Origin of the sequence: Rectinema subterraneum (assembly GCA_009768935.1) — a bacterium.
GTDB classification, from domain to species: domain Bacteria; phylum Spirochaetota; class Spirochaetia; order Treponematales; family Rectinemataceae; genus Rectinema; species Rectinema subterraneum.
In genome coordinates this window covers 25,278-43,897 of record WESA01000009.1, presented here as the reverse complement: position 1 = coordinate 43,897, position 18,620 = coordinate 25,278, and the positions used below count along the sequence as shown (strand labels likewise).

At 49.8% G+C, this 18,620-nt stretch carries 18 protein-coding genes; 7 read left to right on the top strand and 11 right to left on the bottom strand.

All coding sequences use genetic code 11. The features are described from left to right. On the bottom strand, nucleotides 1-930 hold the full coding sequence (locus GAP13_RS04200) for a PHP domain-containing protein (RefSeq protein ID WP_158906500.1): 930 nt from the start codon (nucleotides 928-930) through the stop codon (nucleotides 1-3). Further along, a complete protein-coding gene (locus tag GAP13_RS04195) occupies nucleotides 905-1,288 on the bottom strand; it encodes a hypothetical protein (protein ID WP_241864290.1) in 384 nt (127 codons plus the stop codon). Before GAP13_RS04195 ends, GAP13_RS04200 begins: the two co-directional genes overlap by 26 nt. Nucleotides 1,289-1,380: 92 nt before the next feature. On the opposite strand from GAP13_RS04195, the gene GAP13_RS04190 reads away from it, so the two are divergent. Continuing rightward, nucleotides 1,381-2,292, top strand: a complete 912-nt coding sequence (locus GAP13_RS04190; RefSeq protein ID WP_241864289.1) for an ABC transporter ATP-binding protein — start codon at nucleotides 1,381-1,383, stop codon at nucleotides 2,290-2,292. Then, nucleotides 2,289-3,962 carry a hypothetical protein gene (locus GAP13_RS04185; protein ID WP_158906498.1) on the top strand — a complete coding sequence of 558 codons (1,674 nt, stop codon included), beginning with the start codon at nucleotides 2,289-2,291 and terminating at the stop codon, nucleotides 3,960-3,962. The genes GAP13_RS04190 and GAP13_RS04185 overlap by 4 nt, the downstream gene beginning before the upstream one ends. Nucleotides 3,963-4,077: 115 nt before the next feature. Here GAP13_RS04185 and GAP13_RS13200 read toward each other — a convergent pair whose 3' ends face one another. Then, nucleotides 4,078-4,530, bottom strand: a complete 453-nt coding sequence (locus tag GAP13_RS13200) for a Holliday junction resolvase-like protein (RefSeq protein ID WP_241864288.1) — start codon at nucleotides 4,528-4,530, stop codon at nucleotides 4,078-4,080. Nucleotides 4,531-4,726: 196 nt separating this feature from the next. Here GAP13_RS13200 and GAP13_RS04175 point away from each other — a divergent pair, with 196 nt between their 5' ends. Beyond that, nucleotides 4,727-6,580: a phosphoenolpyruvate carboxykinase (GTP) gene (locus GAP13_RS04175; protein WP_158906496.1), complete on the top strand. Its 1,854-nt coding sequence runs from the start codon at nucleotides 4,727-4,729 to the stop codon at nucleotides 6,578-6,580. 127 nt (nucleotides 6,581-6,707) lie between these two features. Beyond that, nucleotides 6,708-7,037: a LapA family protein gene (locus GAP13_RS04170; RefSeq protein WP_158906494.1), complete on the top strand. Its 330-nt coding sequence runs from the start codon at nucleotides 6,708-6,710 to the stop codon at nucleotides 7,035-7,037. Between the two features lie 21 nt (nucleotides 7,038-7,058). Here the strand turns inward: GAP13_RS04170 and GAP13_RS04165 are convergent, their stop codons facing one another. Further along, complete coding sequence (locus GAP13_RS04165; RefSeq protein WP_158906492.1) at nucleotides 7,059-7,283, bottom strand: YgaP family membrane protein; 225 nt, start codon at nucleotides 7,281-7,283, stop codon at nucleotides 7,059-7,061. Nucleotides 7,284-7,622: 339 nt separating this feature from the next. On the opposite strand from GAP13_RS04165, the gene GAP13_RS04160 reads away from it, so the two are divergent. Further along, nucleotides 7,623-9,545, top strand: coding sequence for a YgiQ family radical SAM protein (locus tag GAP13_RS04160; protein WP_158906490.1), 1,923 nt, complete (start codon nucleotides 7,623-7,625; stop codon nucleotides 9,543-9,545). A 150-nt stretch (nucleotides 9,546-9,695) separates the two neighbouring features. Here GAP13_RS04160 and GAP13_RS04155 read toward each other — a convergent pair whose 3' ends face one another. From GAP13_RS04155 to dapA (GAP13_RS04125), 7 genes are all read right to left on the bottom strand, one after another. Then, nucleotides 9,696-10,559 carry a dihydrodipicolinate synthase family protein gene (locus GAP13_RS04155; protein ID WP_158906488.1) on the bottom strand — a complete coding sequence of 288 codons (864 nt, stop codon included), beginning with the start codon at nucleotides 10,557-10,559 and terminating at the stop codon, nucleotides 9,696-9,698. Further along, on the bottom strand, nucleotides 10,553-11,389 hold the full coding sequence (locus tag GAP13_RS04150; protein ID WP_241864287.1) for an SDR family oxidoreductase: 837 nt from the start codon (nucleotides 11,387-11,389) through the stop codon (nucleotides 10,553-10,555). The genes GAP13_RS04155 and GAP13_RS04150 overlap by 7 nt, the downstream gene beginning before the upstream one ends. Then, complete coding sequence (locus GAP13_RS04145; protein ID WP_158906486.1) at nucleotides 11,386-12,885, bottom strand: tripartite tricarboxylate transporter permease; 1,500 nt, start codon at nucleotides 12,883-12,885, stop codon at nucleotides 11,386-11,388. Before GAP13_RS04145 ends, GAP13_RS04150 begins: the two co-directional genes overlap by 4 nt. Before the next feature lie 10 nt (nucleotides 12,886-12,895). Then, on the bottom strand, nucleotides 12,896-13,354 hold the full coding sequence (locus GAP13_RS04140) for a tripartite tricarboxylate transporter TctB family protein (RefSeq protein ID WP_158906484.1): 459 nt from the start codon (nucleotides 13,352-13,354) through the stop codon (nucleotides 12,896-12,898). Between the two features lie 101 nt (nucleotides 13,355-13,455). After that, nucleotides 13,456-14,415, bottom strand: coding sequence for a tripartite tricarboxylate transporter substrate binding protein (locus GAP13_RS04135; RefSeq protein ID WP_158906482.1), 960 nt, complete (start codon nucleotides 14,413-14,415; stop codon nucleotides 13,456-13,458). A gap of 27 nt (nucleotides 14,416-14,442) precedes the next feature. Further along, complete coding sequence (locus GAP13_RS04130) at nucleotides 14,443-15,333, bottom strand: dihydrodipicolinate synthase family protein (RefSeq protein ID WP_158906480.1); 891 nt, start codon at nucleotides 15,331-15,333, stop codon at nucleotides 14,443-14,445. Nucleotides 15,334-15,346: 13 nt separating this feature from the next. Beyond that, nucleotides 15,347-16,258 carry a 4-hydroxy-tetrahydrodipicolinate synthase gene (dapA, locus tag GAP13_RS04125; protein ID WP_222126142.1) on the bottom strand — a complete coding sequence of 304 codons (912 nt, stop codon included), beginning with the start codon at nucleotides 16,256-16,258 and terminating at the stop codon, nucleotides 15,347-15,349. Nucleotides 16,259-16,498: 240 nt separating this feature from the next. Here dapA (GAP13_RS04125) and GAP13_RS04120 point away from each other — a divergent pair, with 240 nt between their 5' ends. Continuing rightward, complete coding sequence (locus GAP13_RS04120; RefSeq protein ID WP_158906478.1) at nucleotides 16,499-17,218, top strand: FadR/GntR family transcriptional regulator; 720 nt, start codon at nucleotides 16,499-16,501, stop codon at nucleotides 17,216-17,218. A 205-nt stretch (nucleotides 17,219-17,423) separates the two neighbouring features. Beyond that, complete coding sequence (dapA, locus tag GAP13_RS04115) at nucleotides 17,424-18,338, top strand: 4-hydroxy-tetrahydrodipicolinate synthase (RefSeq protein ID WP_158906476.1); 915 nt, start codon at nucleotides 17,424-17,426, stop codon at nucleotides 18,336-18,338. Nucleotides 18,339-18,620: the final 282 nt, after the last annotated feature.

The window sequence follows — 18,620 nt, the reverse complement described above, 5'->3', positions numbered from 1 at the left end:
CTATAGAGCCGGCCGCTTATACACGCTCCATGCCTTTTTTTCATGAAAAGAGCGGCGCATGGCTTCCAGCAGTGCCAGCGATTCGCGGCGTGGGTACCATTCAGCCAAAAACGAAACAAGTGGTGCAAGGCCTGGAATGGCTGTCGAAATGCCCGCTTTGCAGATATCATCGCTTCCATCAGCGCTTTTCATATGCTGCGCATTTTCTGAATGTCCCCATTGCTTCCATCGTTCTACCATCGCAGCAAGCCCGGCGCGCAGCTCATTCACGATCGCTTCGTCAGCAATCTCCACAGCCGAAGACCTGCGTCCCACATGCTCCAGCACATGTGCATCGGAATCCGATATCACACAATGCCGGCCGCTCAGCACAGGGTCGGGGTCCGCACCGACTGCTTCAACCGCATCATATGCACCAGGCGGCAGAAAACCCAGCTGGCTGTATACCGAGAACTGCGCTCTATCCACATGCGCGGGAATGACAAGCGCCTCGGCGTTGTGCGCTGCGTCTGCAAAAAATGCAAATGATTCCTGCAATGCATTGCCGTACCAGGCTGCCGGCATTGCGAGAATCTCGTCTTTCGGATCGACTACAACCTGGTCGCCGAACTGACCGGGGTCGATTTCTAATTGCGGCAGGTATCGATATACCTGGTCACTAAAAGCAAGCGCTGCGAGCGGATCCGGGAAAATCGCCAGAAGATGCGCTTCCTCGAACGGGTTCATTTCCAGACCGAAAAAAGGAATCAGCCCCTGGCGCGCACACGCGATCGCAAAAGTCGCTGAGTTCAGCGCGCTATTGTGGTCAGTGAGCGCGAATATCTCGATTCCTTTCTGCCGCGCGCGCTTTGCCATTTCTGACGGCGAATTCTCGAGGCTTGCGCAGGGGCTGAGGCACGAGTGGTTATGAAAATCGAATGTGAGAATCATCAGGCTCGCCCTGCGCGTGCAAAGCCTGCCAGAGCCTGCCCGATACCTCGAACTGGCTCAGGCTGGTCCTGACAACGCCGATGCGCTCTTGCACAGCCGCTTCGGCCATATTGTCCACAATAGGACGGCTGTTACAAATGATAATGAGCGAAATCCCTACAATCGACGCAACGGCAATCGTGTTCTGATGCGCCTGAATCGTTACAAGCACCGTGGCATTTCTCCCATTCGCGAGCACATCGGAAAGAAGATCGGAAGTATACACTCCCGCCACAGGCGCCTCATCGAAATCGCCTTGAATCACCTCAGCATCGATGAGTTCGAAAATCTGCCTCGTCGTCATGGTGTTATGCTTCATAGCTTGCAGTATAGCCGCCAACTATGTTTCAATAAAGATGGAACGATTAAGGCGCTGAGAATCCCACATAATGCGCGCGAATAGAGGGGCGAATGGGCGCGCCAATATTCGCGCACAATGCGAATGCTCAGAAAAAGGCAGGCAAACTCATGATCGAACTGACCAATATTTCAAAAACCTACGCAAAAAGCGGCACCAAAGCTGTCGACTCTTTGACTCTACGCATTCCGGATGGCGCCATCTTCGGCTTTCTGGGACCGAACGGCGCTGGCAAAACAACAACAATCCGCATCATGACCGGCGCCATCGAAGCAGACTCAGGCAGTGTCCTCATAGACGGCATCGATCTTGCAAAAGAACCAATGGAAGCAAAGCGGCGCTTTGGCCTTGTGCCCGACACACCCGACCTTTTTAGCAGGCTTAGAGCCTATGAATATCTGAATTTTGTCGCTGATGTCTATGGTGTTTCCGCTTCGGACCGCATCACAGTCATCGAAGAACTTGCCGCACGCTTCGAGCTCTCTGATGCCCTGAAGTCTCCAATCGGCAGCATGAGCCGCGGCATGCGCATGAAGCTCAATCTCATCGCAAGCCTCATCCACAAACCCCACAACTGGATCCTCGACGAGCCGATTGTCGGCCTTGACCCGCACGCTGCGTTCGCGCTCAAGGAACTCATGCGTGCGCACGCTGCGAGCGGGGGCACAGTCTTTTTCTCGACCCATGTCATGGAGGTGGCTGAGCGCATTTGCGACAAACTTGCAATCATCAACAAGGGAAAACTGGTATTCACTGGCGACCTCGAGGGCTTGCGCGAGCTTCGCGAATCGCGCGGCAGGCTGTCCGGCCAGGTGCCACTTGTAGGCGCACCGAATTTTTCGGCACGTGAGGCAGGCATGGTGAACATAGAGGGCGCAGACCAGAGAGAAGAAAGCCTCGAAGCGCTCTTTCTTGCCCTCGTCGAGGAAGGTGAACAGGTGCCGGAAGAGGTCTCCAAACTATGAGGTCCCCATTCATTTCGCTTTTGAGCCTGAGCCTCAAATCGGTCTTTGCGATTCATCTGCCCACGCAAAAGGAGCTGGCCTCGCCCAAGGTGCTGCTCAAGACTTTTGGCTGGATTGTGCTCGCAGTCGTACTGCTTGCAGACTTCGGTTTTATGTTCGCGATGATGGATATCGGCATGCACGACGCACTCGCGCCGTTTGGCATGCAGTCGCTCATGCTCATCTATGCCACGGTGACGGCTTCGGTGCTTGTATTTCTTTTTGCTTTCATTACTTCTCTTTCGTTTTTCTCGAGCGCGCCGAACGAGGCCTTGTTCCTCACGATGCCGTTCAAGCCTTCGGAGCTTCTGGCGGCGAGGATGGCGACAGTCTATGCCATTGAAGCGCCGATTGCCTTTCTGGTGATGAGCATTGCGGCGGGCGTGTACGGCATAAAGAATAGCCCGCCTTTTGATTTTTATGTGTGGATGCTACTGAATGCGCTGGCGCTGCCGCTCGTGCCGCTTGCGGTTTCCTATGCGGTGCTCATGCCGCTGGTGAGCGCATCCCGCTGGCTCAGAAGGAAGAACACAATTCTGTATGTCGGCGGATTCATCGGGCTTGCGCTGGCGCTTGGCTTCAATTGGTATTTGCAGACTATGATGGCTCGCATCGAAGACCCTGTTCTGCTTCGCAAGCTGCTGATCGATAACGAGCTCAATTTTGCCGATATCGCGAACTGGTGGCCGCCTGCATGGCTGACAATGACCGCAATCGGGAATTCATCGATGCCGGCCGCTTTCGCGGCAACGCTTGCCAATCTTGCACTGGGCACGGCGCTGGCTGCGGCAGCAGCAACGATTTTCGGACGGAGCTACACCAAAATCCTCGCTAATTTCGGGGAGCTGGCTGCCGTGAAAGGGAAAATAGGCAGATCGCAGGCACAGGCTGTGTTTGCGCCGCGGCCTGTTTTTATTTCGCTTGTGCAGAGGGAGCTGCACCTTATGAACCGCGAGCCGATGTATTTCCTGAACGGGCCGTTTGTCATCGTATTGCTGCCTGTTATCCTAGCTATTTCGCTCATTGCGCAGGGTCAGCAGATTCAGCAGGCACTGCAGCAGCTCCGTCCCCTGCTGGATGGACAAGCTGGCTATCTCATCCCCGCGGGGATCGGCGTTTTTCTTGCAAGCTCGACGAGCATTGCCTGCACCGCCTTTTCGCGCGATGCAAAAGCGATCTATTTTCTGAAATCGCTACCGCTTGAGCCTCGCGATATCATTGCTGCCAAACTGGTGCATGCTCTGCTGTTTGCTGCGCTCGGTATTGTATTCGGCGTTGTCGGGGTCGGGCTCTTGCTGGGAATACGTCTGGTTGATATTGCTGTGGCGCTTGTGCTTGCAGTTCTTGGGGCAGTGACGCTTAATATCTGCGGCTTGGTGATTGACACCTTCTGGCCTCGCCTTTCGTGGGAAAATCCCATGTCAGCACTGAAACGCAACCCTAATACGATTATTGTGATTTTGGGTACAATGGGGCTGGTCGCAGGGCTTGGCGCGCTGTCGGCTAGCTTGCCCTTCCAAAAATACAGTTTTGCGCTTTTGTATGGCACTGTTTTTTTGGCTGCTGGGATAGGATTCGGCGTTCTTTTGTTCAGGAAAGGCTCCGCCTTCTTACGCCAGATGGAGCCTTGAACCAGCGCTCCAACAAAAACGCCGCGCGCCCGAGACAAAAGCGCAGGCAGCTGCAACCGCGTTCGCGTGGAGCTAAAAACGCCGCGAGCCCGAGATAAAAGAGCATCGCGACCCTTTACTCAAGCCGATATTCGACCCACCTTACCTGTCCCTGAGTAATCGCTTCGCGCACACTGCGCTCGACCGGACTCAATGCCGAGCGCCCGGTCTTTACCTCAATGAAAACAATTTCGCGCACAACTCCCTCGTCCGCGCCGCAAAACGCAACAAAATCGACCGGCTTGCCGATAAATCGCGCATCTGAAGGGTTGGCCGGAAAATCCGGCAGCCATGGAGCAATCTGTTCCGAAATCTGCCCGGAGAGCACTGCGCGGGAGCGCTCTATTGCATCCTTGCGCGCGAGATCCATCCTTTCCCCCTCGCTCAACTCCGCCTCAAGAAGACCTCGCTGCCTCCCTGCCCGATACGCGAGCACCCCAGCTGCAATCACCAGCGCCGAGAATACTATAAGAGCCGCGATAATAGCCGGCCCTGCCTGCAGACCAGCATGCAAACCTTCAATATTCATGCATTCAGCATAGACTGCTGCTGCTCTGCTGAAAAGCCAGCCGAACCGCATCGCTGTTCTGCAGAAAATGCCGCCGCGGAAAGCACTGCCGCGCCTTATATTTTTTACCCACAAAACCGGAAAACGGCTTTATAATGCAATATCTGCTGATTCAGCATAACAACGGGTCATTGTGAGCAGGTTATCAGGAGCAAATATGCAATTCCCTTCGTATGTGAAACATGCGCGTCTATTATCCTGGGTTTCCAGCATGAAAGATTTGTGCAAGCCCGATTTTGTCTATTGGTGCGACGGCTCCGAAGAAGAATACAACACCATCTGCCAATCGCTCGTCGCTTCGGGAACCTTCATACCCCTCAACCCCGAAAAACGCCCCAACTCCTTCCTTGCACGCTCGGACCCAAGCGACGTGGCCCGCGTCGAGGACCGCACCTTTATCTGCAGCCGCCGCAAGGTAGAAGCTGGTCCAACCAACAACTGGATGGACCCAAAACAAATGAAGTCTATCCTCACCTCTCTTTTTGACGGCTGTATGCGCGGACGCACGATGTACGTCATCCCCTTCTCCATGGGGCCAATCGGCTCTCCCATGTCCTACATCGGCGTCGAAATCACCGATTCGGCATATGTCGTCGCGAACATGCGCATTATGACAAGAATGGGGCGCAAGGTTATCGAAGCCCTTGGAGAAAATGGCGATTTTGTGCCGGCCATGCACTCGGTGGGCATGCCCCTCGCTGTCGGCCAGAAAGATGTCCCCTGGCCATGCAACAAGGAAAACAAATACATCGTCCATTTCCCCGAGACCCGGGAAATATGGTCGTATGGCTCAGGATATGGCGGAAACGCTTTGCTCGGAAAGAAATGCTTCGCCCTTCGCATCGCGTCGGTTATTGCGCGCGATCAGGGCTGGCTCGCGGAGCACATGCTCGTTCTCGGCGTCGAATCGCCGGACCACGAAAAAACCTATGTGGCTGCAGCATTTCCCAGCGCGTGCGGCAAAACCAATTTTGCCATGCTCATCCCGCCCAAGGCTTTCGAAGGCTGGAAGGTGACTACCGTAGGTGACGATATCGCATGGATTCGCCCGGGCAAAGACGGCCAGGTTCGTGCCATCAATCCGGAAGCAGGCTTTTTCGGTGTCGCACCGGGCACCTCCGCAAAATCCAACCCGAATGCAATGGCCACCATCCGCGCAAACACTATCTTCACCAACACAGCGCTCACCCCAGACGGCGATGTCTGGTGGGAAGGCATGACACCAAACCCGCCCGAAGGCCTCATCGACTGGCAAGGCAAGCCTTGGGATCCATCCTCCGGAAAGCCTGCGGCTCACCCCAATGCTCGCTTTACCGCTCCTCTCTACCAGTGTCCTTCAGTCGACCCTGAATGGGAAAACCCTGAAGGCGTTCCGATAAAGGCATTCATTTTCGGAGGCAGGCGCAGCACGGTGTACCCACTCGTCTACCAGTCATTCAACTGGATTTACGGCGTATATCTTGCCGCGACTCTGGGCTCGGAAACGACCGCCGCTTCGACGAGCGCAGTCGGACATGTACGCCGCGATCCCTTTGCCATGCTCCCGTTCTGCGGCTATAACATGGCTTCCTATTTCAATTATTGGCTCAGATTCGGGCGATGGAGCTGCAATCCCCCTCGAATTTTCGGAGTGAACTGGTTCCGCAAAGATAAAGAAGGCAACTACCTCTGGCCCGGCTTCGGCGAAAATATTCGCGTGCTCAAATGGATTGTCGACCGCGCAAATAACCACGGAAAGGCTGTCGAAAGTCCCATCGGCTGGATGCCCCGCTACGAGGACATCTGCTGGGACGGACTGGAATTCTCAGAAGAAAAATGGGCTGAACTCATGTCTGTGGAAAGAGATGCATGGATGAGCGAAATTCTCTCGCATGAAGAATTGTTCATGAAACTGTATGACAGGCTGCCAAAAGAGCTTATATTTGTAAAAGAGCTCATGATTTCGAGTCTGTGGCGCGCTCCCGAGCATTGGGAATTTGCAAAGGTAGAGATATCGTCGTATGATGATTAAGGCAAGCAACGGGGAGTCTGGCGCATATAGGGTGGCGGGGCGATGTATCTGGAGCGCTGCGCGATGTTTGGCGAGGCTCAGCGTTTGGCGCAGCACAGCAATATCAATTTCCGCAGGAGGTTAGAATATGCGAGTTGTCTATATCATCATTCTGATTGCAGCGGTGATCATCGCAGTAATCTTTGCGGTTCAGAATAGCGCGCCGATTACTGTTGCATTTTTTGGATGGTCAGCGACCGCCTCGATGTCACTTGTCCTTGTCCTCACCTTAGGAGCAGGCATCCTGATTGGCATGTTAATCCTTGTCCCTTCGATTTGGAAGCGAATGCGAGCTCTCTCTGTGCAAAAAAAGAAGACCCGGGAATTCCAAAAGCAGCAAAAGGAAGACGAAAAATCATCTACCCCTGAAGCTGCACAGGCCGAAAACCCGAGTCCTGAACAAAATAAAGGAAAATAGAAGCAAGAAGTTCTGACTTGCTTATTTCTTCTCTTCTTTCTTTTCTTCCTTTGGTGCGGTCGAGATGCCGAAGATCGTATACAGCGGGCAGAAAGAGATCGCGCTCGTCACTGCAAAGACCACCGCGATAATACCCAAAATCCACGCCCAGACGCCGGATAATGTGCCGACCAAAATCAAAATTGCAATAACAATTGCGGCAATGAGTCGGATAGTTTTATCCGTTTTTCCCATGTTCTTGGTCATGCTGTTCCTCCAGTGCAATCGAAATAGTAGCCCGCTCAAAGCGGACTCCGCCAAAGGCGGACACAAGGCAATTTCTTACATACAAATATACTAAGAAAACCCGGCTCTTCAAAATTTCCGGAAAACTGTAGTTTTTTAGCATTTAAAAAATGGGCGCTTTTCCAAAGCTCGACGGCGGCGGGCGTTTTCCCGTCATGAATCGGCGGCAGCCGCGTGCCTTGCCTCCAAGAGTCGGCGGCGGATTGGCTTTGACGCGCCATGAACCAATGACAGATTGCCTTTGACCCGCCATTCTCCAATCCAAGACACACAGGTACCAATTCATTATACTGCTGATATATGGATTTTCTTGTCGCATCGCCCAAAGATATGGAGAGGCGCCGGCTGGTTCCCGGCTCCTTCGATGCCGTCATAGTCAGCGGAGACGCCTATGTGGACCACCCCTCATTTGGGGCGGCGCTGATAGGACGCTGGCTCGAGGCTCATGGCTACCAGGTGGCCATACTCGCCAGGCCCGACCCCGATGATCCTGAAGTGTTTCGGATGTTCGGCAAGCCCAGGCTCGCGTTTCTGGTGACCGCCGGAGCGCTTGACTCCATGGTATCTTCTTATACTGCAAATAAAAAACCGCGCTCGCACGATGAATATGCGCCAGAAGGCGATCGCTCGCTCTGCTTGCGGGCCGATGGAACGATAGGAAAAAGCAAGCTGGGGCGAGTCAATGCGCGACCTGACCGGGCTGCAATTGTGTATTCGAACTTGTGCAGGCAGGCGTATAAAGGCGTTCCGATCATTTTGGGGGGAATCGAGGCGTCCTTGCGGAGGCTCGCTCATTACGATTATTGGTCGGATACTGTGCGCCGCTCTGTGTTGCTCGACGCAAAGGCCGATCTTTTGCTCTACGGGATGGCGGAGCGGCAAATCCTGGAAGTGATGGAAAAGCTTGCACAAGCCAGCAAAGCGGACAGCTCCACCGGACATGCGTCGGGCGCTGTGGGGACAGAGGTTGATTTGCGCGGTATCCGCGGGACAGTGTGGGCAGTCCATGCCTCGAAGTTCGAGCAGGCTCTTGCGGCGGCCCCGCAGCCGGGGACAGAGGTTCTGCCCGCGTTCGAAGAAATCCAGCCAGACTCCGACGAAGGCCGCCGCGCCTTCGCTCGTTCATTCAAAATCCAGTACCGCAACACCGACCCATGGTCAGCAAAACGCCTCATTGAGCCATGCGGCGACCGGTTCGTTATCCAAGAACCTCCCGAATTCCCATTGAGCCGCGAAGAGCTCGACAAAGTGTACGAACTGCCTTATCAGCGCGCATGGCACCCTATGTATGACCCATTCGGCGGCGTGCCCGCGCTCACAGAAGTCAAGTTTTCGCTCAACTCGTCGCGCGGCTGCTTCGGAGCTTGCTCATTTTGCGCCCTCGCCTTTCATGAGGGCCGCGTGGTCACCTCACGAAGCATCGATTCGATTGTGCGCGAAGCCCAAAGCTTTGCAAAAATGCCCGATTTCAAAGGCTATATCCACGATGTCGGAGGTCCCACCGCCAACTTTCGCGCCCCGGCATGCGACAAAATGGCTCAAAAAGGCGCCTGCATCGATCGGCGCTGCCTCGCCCCAACCCCCTGCGCCAACCTCGAAGTCGACCATAGCGAATATCGCGAACTTTTGAAACGCCTGCGCTCCCTGCCCGGGATCAAGAAAGTATTTATCCGCTCCGGCATCCGCTTCGATTATCTCATGCTCGACAGGGACAGAGGTTTTTTCCGCGATCTTGTGGAGCACCATATTTCCGGCCAGCTCAAAGTAGCACCAGAACACGTTTCCGACCGGGTGCTCGATCTCATGGGCAAGCCGCCGATCGAGACCTTCGACCGCTTCGCCGAAGAATATTCCCGCCTCAACCAGAAGTTCGGCAAACAACAGTACCTCGTTCCCTACTTCATTTCCGGGCATCCCGGTGCCACGCTCGAGGATGCCCTCGAACTTGCGCTCTACCTCAAGCGCTTCGGATTCATCCCCGACCAAGTCCAAGATTTTTATCCCACTCCCGGCACGCTCTCCACCGCCATGTGGAGAACCCGCATGAATCCCCTCGACGGCACATCAGTCTACATACCGCGCGGCACAAAGGAACGAGCGCTCCAGCGTGCACTTTTGCAGTTTTCCAAGCCCGAGAACCACGAGATGGTCCGCGAGGCATTGCGAATGCTGGGCCGCACCGATTTGATTGGGCGAGGGCATGAATGCCTCGTGCAACCATGATCGAGCGAGACTCACCAAAATAGTGCAGGAGGGGGATCACTAAAATTGCCGACTTCTGGGGTCATCAAAAATGGCAGGGTGGGGTCGGTATATGAGACGGGCTAGACTTTCAGCTTTTTAGAATTCCCGATGAAACAAGGCTAGTCTTGATCAATTCCATCTTTTGGCTAGAAATTGGAAGAAATGGCTTTCTGCATTCGCCGCAGGGCAGCCCGGCAATGCCAAGCGCATATTTAAGCGCCGGGGAAAAAGACCCCCAGCAAGCGCTTCAATAACCGAGTTCACCTTAGCTTGTAGCTTCTGGGCTGCAGCGATATCACCCAAAATAAATAGCTTTTTTATATCCAAAAACAGCTCAGGCATAAGATTCACTGTGCTGCCGATCATTCCATCGGCGCCAGACACAAGTGCAGGAAGAAAAACTTCATCATAGCCAGAAAAGAGAATCTTATCAGGATTTTTCACGCGGATGCGTTCCAATTCATATAGATTCATGGAAGTATGCTTGAGCCCGGCTACCCCCGGTATGTCGAGCAATCTGTCAATTTCATTATGGCCAAAATTTCTTCCCGAGAACGCCGGTATATTGTATACAAGCACTGGCAAGCCCGATGCTTCAGCAATATCAGCATAATAGCTATAGATTTTATCGAGATTATAACTGAAATAAAAGGGAGGAGTCGCTGATACAGCTGACGCGCCGCATGCTGCTGCATGCTGGGCTAAAGAAACCGCAACAATAGTCGACATTGCGCCCACATGCGCAATAACAGGTACTTTCCCTTCAGCAGCATCAAGCACAATTTCCAGTACTTCCTTGCGTTCAGCTTCGCTGAGCAGAAAGCATTCGCCTGTCGATCCGCCGACATAGAAACCTTCTACCCCTTTTTGAAGCAAATTCCTCACTAGAAAACAAAGCGCCTTTTCATCAACATTGCCAGCTTGATCGAATGCTGTCGGCAGAGCTGCAAAAATTCCCTTTGCAAGCGATGCTGCTTTCCGATTCCTCACCATGCAGTCCATCCTCCATCAATTACCAGATTGGAGCCAGTCATATATGAGGATGCTTGAGATGCAAGGAAAATAATCGCTCCGTTGAATTCATCTTCCCGCGCCATTCTCTTCATGGGCATCTTTGCGCAATAATTGGCCTGGAATTCCGGATCTTGTGTTGATCTCCAAACTCCAGAAGGTGTAAGGGTATTTACTCTGACACCTTTTGCCGCCCAGTAGGTTGCAAGATACCTGGTAAGGTTGTATACACCAGATTTTGAGGCAGAATAAGCAACAGGCTTTACAAAAGGGATCCCTGTTTTCGCTTCTTTATAAGCATAAATATCCTGAACAGGTGAAAGCATGCCATAAATTGAGCCTATGTTTATAATTGAACCTCTTCCAGCCTTTGCCATTTCAGCTCCTATTACTTGGCAACACAGGAAAGTTCCAACCAGGTTCACTTCTACAACTTCGCGAAACACCTCATCGGGAAAATTTTCAAAAGGACCGGATACTTCTGGCGGAGCTGATGGCTGCGTATCTAAACCTGCGTTATTAATAAGCACGTGCGGTATGCCCCAGGTATTCATCACTATAGAAAGCCCCTGTTTGATAGTTTCTTTTTTTGTGATATCGACAGGAACCGCTATAATGCGCTCGCTAAGGCCTGCAAAGACTTGTTTGATCGATGCGCGGTCAGGCGCATGGCGCGCAAAAATAGCAACTTTTGCACCGCGCTCAGCAAGCGATTTTACAAACTGGCGCCCTAATTGCCCCATGCCGCCGGTCACAACAGCTATATACCCTTCAACCGAGAATATATCCTCTTCTATTCGCTCATTACTCATTCTTTTGCTTCCTGGGAACTAGCTTTTACCGTTTTTCTCGACTTCAATATGTTGGAAATTATTGTATACAAAATGAGCGTCCAAAAAAGCCAGCAGAGCGGCCTTGTGAAGAATACAAGCAAATTACCTTCAGAAATAATAATCGTTCGTCCCAGATTAGACTCCACAAGAGGCCCAAGGATGAGGCCAAGCAACACGGGCGGGACCGGATAATCTGCTTTTACAAGAATGTAACCGAGAAAACCTGCAATAATTGTAACGCCTACATCGAATACATTATTGCGCATTGCATATGAACCAATGATTGCAAGAACAAAAATCAAAGTTGTAATAAGCTTCATTGGCAATTGCAGCACTTTTGCAAAAAACCTTGCCCCAATAAGCCCCAGCACAAGAATAAGAAGATTGCTTGTTATTGTGCTCGCAAATACAGTATAGATAACTTGCGGATTTTCTTTAAAAAGAAGAGGTCCAGGTTGCAAGCCCAAAAGCATAAGTCCGCCAAGCATGACTGCGGTGGCTGCTTCTCCTGGTATCCCTAATGTAAACATCGGGATCATAGCACCATTTACACAAGCATTATTGCCCGATTCTGGAGCAGCAACTCCTTCGATTCTTCCTGTCCCGAATTCTTCGGGATGCTTGGAAGATCGTTTTGCCTCTCCGTAGGAAAGAAATGCCGCAATGTCAGTGCCCGTCCCGGGTACAGCTCCTACAAAAGTGCCAATGAAAGCAGATTTGATTATATGCGGAAGAATTTGGATAAATTCATGCCCTGAAATGCCGATCTTTGTGATTTTTACCTGCTTCACCTGAATCTCATTATGCTTCTCGACGCCTTCGAAGGCTTGGGCGGCAGCAAAAAGACCAATCAAAACCGGCAACAGAGATAAGCCGCTCAACAAATTGAGCTGCCCAAACGTAAAACGAGGAAAGCCAGAAATCGGATCTATACCAATTGTCGAAATCAGCAAACCAAGCAAACCCATGAAAATGCCCTTTGCCATTGACTTGCCGGCAACATATGAAATCATGGTGAGGCCATATGCTCCAAGCAGCACGTATTCAGGTGGGCCAAAGAGCACCGCAATCCTGGCAATCTGCGGAGCAAGAAAAGTAAGAATCAGAGCGCCGATCAATCCGCCAAGCGCACTTGCTATTGTCGATATTGCAAGAGCTTTGCCCGCCTGGCCTTTTTGCGCAAGAGGATACCCATCCAATACAGTCGCTCCTGCTGCTGGCGTTCCCGGCGTTTTCAATAAAATGGCAGAAATCGAACCACCATAAATTCCGCCTGCAAAAATGCCGATCATAAGAGACAGCGCAAATGCTGGATTCATTCCATATGTAAAAGGAATAAGAAGTGCGATTCCCATTGTGGCAGTAAGCCCTGGCAAGGCGCCAATAATAATTCCAAGAAATACACCTATAAAAAGCGCAAAAATGCTTCCGCTGGAAATCAGATTTGCAAAGCCATTAAAAAGATATTGAACCATCGTATTATCCTCAGAACCCAAGTATCCCTTCGGGGAGTGGAACAGAAAGAAATATTTTGAAAACTAAATATATTCCAGCAGTTGTCAAAATCGATGTAAGCAGATTAATGATGATAGTTGAATATTTCATTATATTAAGAAGAACTGCAATAAAAACAGGTGTCAAAATCAAAAATCCTGCTTTTTTCACAAGTAATCCATAAAGCAAAAGAATAAAAAAAGTAAAAAAAACCATTTTGGCATTTTCAATATGCAATTCAGCATTGCTTTTTTTCTTCAGCGATTGAAGCGCAATAAAAATGCCGACAACAGCGAGAAGCGCAGAGACTATTCTGGGAAATACAGAAGCACCCAACTGAGCCTCATGAGGTTCAGGAAAGCTTTCGCTCAGGATATATACGCCGATTAATAATGCAATACCTATAAGGCCAAGAAATAGATCAAGCCATTTTACCTTAAATGAAACCATTCAGAGCCCTCCGCAACAATGACCAATGGACGAAGAAAAGCGGCCCGAGCCTTCAGGCCGCTTTATATTCATTTTATATTACTGCTACTAAAACGCCTATATTATTTCTTTCTCAGCAAACCAAGCTCGGTGAGGACCGGCTCAAGTGCCGCAGCCGTATCATCTGCAAGCTTTTTATAGTCTGCAGTCGAACGATAATCTATACCAAGTCCCATCTTGTTAAGTGTTTCAATGAACTCAGGTTCTTCCATCATCTTCTTGAATGCATCATGGAGTATTGTCACTCTATCGGCAGGCAGGCCTTTTGGACCGCCAATTCCGCGGAATGTACTGATATTGACTTTATAGCCAAGCTCCATCAACGTTGGAATCTGGGGGAAATTTGCCAGGCGCTTATCACCCATGCATGCAAGCATGGTGAGTTCACCCGCTTTTACTTGCGATTGAACCTCTGCGCCAGAAACCGTCACCGCGTCAATCTGATTACCGATAAGCGCCGCAATAGCTGGCGCTGCTCCATCGAATGGAACATAGGTCAGCGTAATACCTGCTTCCTTGGCAAAAACCGCTGCAGCAAGATGCCACAGAAGACCTGTGCCAGAATGACCAACCTTGAGCTTGCCTGGATTTGCCTTAGCGTATGCGATGAATTCCTGCACACTCTTGAATCTGCCCGCTTTTACTGTAAGAGCTGCCGGGTCAGTATTGAGATTCATGATTGGCGTAAAATCCTTGAACCCAAAGGGATAGACGCCTGTCTTGTCCATAAATCCCAATTCTACGGGGAGAATAGCAAGTGTGTAGCCATCAGGCGCGGCTTGAACGACTTCAGCCAAACCTACTGCTCCAGATCCACCTGGCTTGTTCTCCACAACCACAGGAACGCCAAGATACTTTTCGCCAGACCTGGCTAGAGCACGCGCGACCGCATCAGTACCGCCGCCCGCATTCCAGGGAACGATAATTTTGATTGGTTTTGTCGGGAATTTTGCTTGAGCAGAAATGCCCATAGCAACCAAGAACGACATCAAAAGTATGATGCCAAATATACGTTTGTGCATACGAACCTCCTATAATTTCATCCGGATTTATTCATCCCGGATATTTTCAAGAAGCAATTTCATCTGAGCTACTTGAGACTCCGTCACTTCGCTCATCGGAGACCGAGAAAAACCGCAATCCCTTCCGAGAATCTTAAGCGCAGCCTTCATCCTCGCTGGGAACTGGGGGCCACGAACTGCTTTCCATACAGGATAGATCGCGTCCTGTATGTGCCTTGCTTTGGCATTATCGCCATCTTTTGCAAGGTTCCACATCTTTACGCAGAGCTTCGGAAAGAGAGAAAGAATCGCGGAAATAGCGCCATCAGCTCCAAGGTCAAAAGTCGAATACAGCATTTCGTCTGTTGCTGAATAAATCATTCCACGATCACCATTTGTAAGCACCATATCGTAGAATGCCATTATGCCACCAACGCTTTGCTTGATGCCAATTACATTCGGGATATTCAGAAGACGCGAAAAGGCATCTGGCGTTATTTCGTTTTGCGGAACAACATTGTAAATAATGACAGGAAGATCCGCTGCTTCTGCTATTGCTTCATAAAATGAATAATTCCCTTTTTCGTCAGGCACAAGCACATTATAGAAAACTGGCGTCACCATAAGTGCGTTTGCACCTGCAGCTTTCGCTGCCAAGGCGGTCTTTACCGCTGCTTGCGTCGATGTACGAATCACGCCAGCAACAATAGGAAGCCCTTCGGTATTTTCTTCGCGAATAATTCCAATAAGCTCCGCCAGCTCTTCGTCGGTGAGCGCTGCTCCTTCTCCTGTGCTTCCTCCTGGCGACAAGCCATGAACACCGCAGCTTATGAGATGCCGAACTTCGCGCCTGAAAATCGTTCTGTCAATATTCCCCGATTCATCAAATGGAGTGACTATTGGAGGAATAATGCCGCTGAATTTCTTGCCTTTTTTCATTTCCGCCACCTGTTCAAATAAGCTTCACTTCTTTGAGCAACGCAATAAGGAACTCTCGCTCGGAAGAAGTGATTGGATCGAGCGGCCTCCGCGGCGGACCAACCTGGATACCAGTTACTATTTCAATCGCGGCCCTCAGCATCGGATTTGGATGAACTCGCCCGTTCACGCCAAAGCCACGGAAAAGTCTGAAAATATCGCGATATACTTCTGTCGCTTCGGCATTTTTGCCCGCTTCATAAAGATCAAAGACTTTCCGAATCCTATCGCCGACAAGATGGGCTCCCCCAGAAACAATGCCAATAGCTCCCTGAGGAATTGTAGGCATCAGCATGAGATCATCGCCATTGTACAGGAGAAAACCAGGCTTAATCTGCTTTGTAGCAAGATAATAATCGGTTATCTGGATCGGATTCAGCCCTGCTTCATCTTTGATCCCAATAATGCGGGACAGCGCAGCAAGCTTTCCTACCAGCGCAGGCTCCATATTGATACCTGTAAAAATCGGAATATTATACAGCAAAATCGAAATATTGGTCGCATCATGAACTGCCTTGAAATGGGCATAGACTGCATCTTGTGTTGGCTTGCAGTAGAACGGAGCGACGACCATTAGGCAATCAGCGCCAAGCTTTTCGGCTTTTTGAGCAAGAGCGACAGTCTCCCGAGTCGAAGCGCAGCCTACTCCAGCGATGACAGGCACCTTACCATCAACTGCTTCGAGCGCAGCCTCAAGCAAATTCACTCTCTCATCAAAGGAAAGTGTATTGAATTCACCTGTAGTGCCCGTAACGATGATAGAATCGCAATAATTCTTTTCGAGCGCATAACGAGCTAACTGCTTGTATTTGTCATAATCGACTTCTTCATTCTTATCAAACGGCGTGATAAGCGGAAGGAGTATGCGACCAAAATCCTTCACCATAAATAGCTCCTTTTAGCATATAAAATTTCCGATATCATGTTAGCAGATTGTCTGATATCTTAAATTATATTACAACGAGTTCAGCGATTTGTCAATGAATTTCTACTGCAATACCGAATGCATTTCGTGTACGCTGGCCAGCCGAAGCTGGAGCAAGGCAAGATATTATTTGCATAGCATTTACATTATGAAGTATCATTGTGTATTATGATTGTGATATATATGTAGCAGAGGTGTCATTTGAACCAAAAAATTCGAAAGATTGAGCGAGTCTCGATCACAGATCAGGTGGTCAAGCAGCTTCAAGCTTTGATTATGTCTGGCGAATTCAAGATCGGAGATAAGCTGCCGACAGAAAACGATTTTTGCGCGCAATTCGGCGTTGGTAGATCTACCGTGCGAGAAGCACTAAGAGTCCTTGCCGCAATGGGAATGATTCAAATTCAGGCTGGCAAAGGCGCTTATGTTACAAAAGATAAAGATAATTCATTTGATGCAATCAAATATTGGTTCGCTGAAAAACATGCCGAACTGAGCGAATTAATCGAGGTCAGAATGGGAATTGAACCCCTTGCAGTGCGTCTTGCCATTCAGCGCGCTTCTCCAGAAAGCATCAAGCAGATACAGGAGATTCATCAAGCTTTCAAGCTAGCAGCAATACGTAAGGACCATATCGAGCTGGCAACACTGGACGAATCTTTTCATAACGCGATCATCCAAGCTTCGGGAAACAGCCTGCTGATCAAGATTGGCAAACTGATCGCCGACTCCATGATGGAATTCCGAGCACGCTCCTTCGCAGTCATAGAGAATATCAATCATGCGACTATCCCTCACGAAAAGATTGTCGAAGCAATTTTGAAAAAAGACGAGCGTGCAGGAACACTCGCAATGATTAAGCATCTCGAGATTTCAAAGCATGATATGGAACAAGTAGCTCATGAAATAGAAAAAACTTAAAAATTCCGCCCCGTGCAAAAACCGCGTTTGATATCATCAAAGCTTCTATATAGAGTGGCCTGTCTCTTAGCTGTTTTCTTACTGCCTGGAACAGCTGAATTTTTTTCTTGACAAATAGACCAAGTCATGGTACATGTTTTTATAGTGACTCATCAGACAGTCTTATCACACGATTGTCGGAATGCTAAACACAAGGAGTTTCGAAATGCTGCAAAAAGAGAAGTATGGAAAACGGCTAGTTCCCATCGTCACACCATTCAAAAATGATATGTCGGTCGACTATGACGCAATAGTAAAAATCGGAGAAATCCTTCTAAAACGCGACTATGCAGATTCATTCGTCCTTACTGGAACAACAGGAGAATTCTTCACAATGACTTCAGACGAACGAATCAAGATATTTGAAACCATGAAAGAGGCCTTTGGAGCTCGCATTCAGCTTATTCCGCATACAGGAGCAGCATCCACCCAAGAAGCTATTGCTCTTACGCGTAAGGCAAAAGAACTTGGATTTGACCTTGTGATGGTAGTCGCTCCTTATTACACAAAACCCAGCCAGAAAGAAATAATAAACCACTTCTCTCTTATCGCGGATGTGGTCGATATCGATATAATGCTCTACAATATCCCGATTTTTACTGGCGTGAATATTGAGCCAGAGAGCCTTAGAGAACTTTCGAAAAAGAGCAACATCGTTGCTATAAAAGAAGAAGCTGAATTAAGACCAAAACAGATAAGCGAATATCTTCTGGCCACTCCTGAAGACTTCATTGTGTACTGCGGCGATGACACGATGGTGCTTGAAGCGCTGGCCCAGGGTGGCAATCGCATAGGCGGATTCATATCCGGCGGTTGTCACTTGTTTGGAGATCGCATGAAGAAAATGATCAATTTATTCCTGTCTGGGAATGTTCTCGAAGCAGGAAGAATTCAGCTGGAATTATTGCCTCTGCTTCGATCGCTGGGACAGAATGGAAGAACCAATCCTGTATGTCTGCTTAAAGGAGCCATGGCTATGGTGGGTTATCCGTCATGCCTCCCCAGGCTGCCGCTTACTCCGGCAACTGATGATGAAATGATAAAAGTAAAGAGCATTATGGTAAGAATAGGACTCATTTAGCGATATATCATCCTTAGGGTCATAATTGAAACGGGAGTTTGAATAGCAAGGAGGACGATAAAATATTCTCTATGAGCAAGCCTGCCATGATATGAGATCGTGGACTTTGGGTTAAGGATGCTAACTTGCTGACGCTCATAATGAGTAACCAAAGGGGATGTAGAAGAGGCAATTATAGTGGGATTCGTTAGAGATTGGTACTGCAAGAATCTGATCCTTTTTGTAATGCTTTTTATGGAAGACAGCAGGGCTGATTATTTTAAGAGGTCGCTTCGCCAAAGA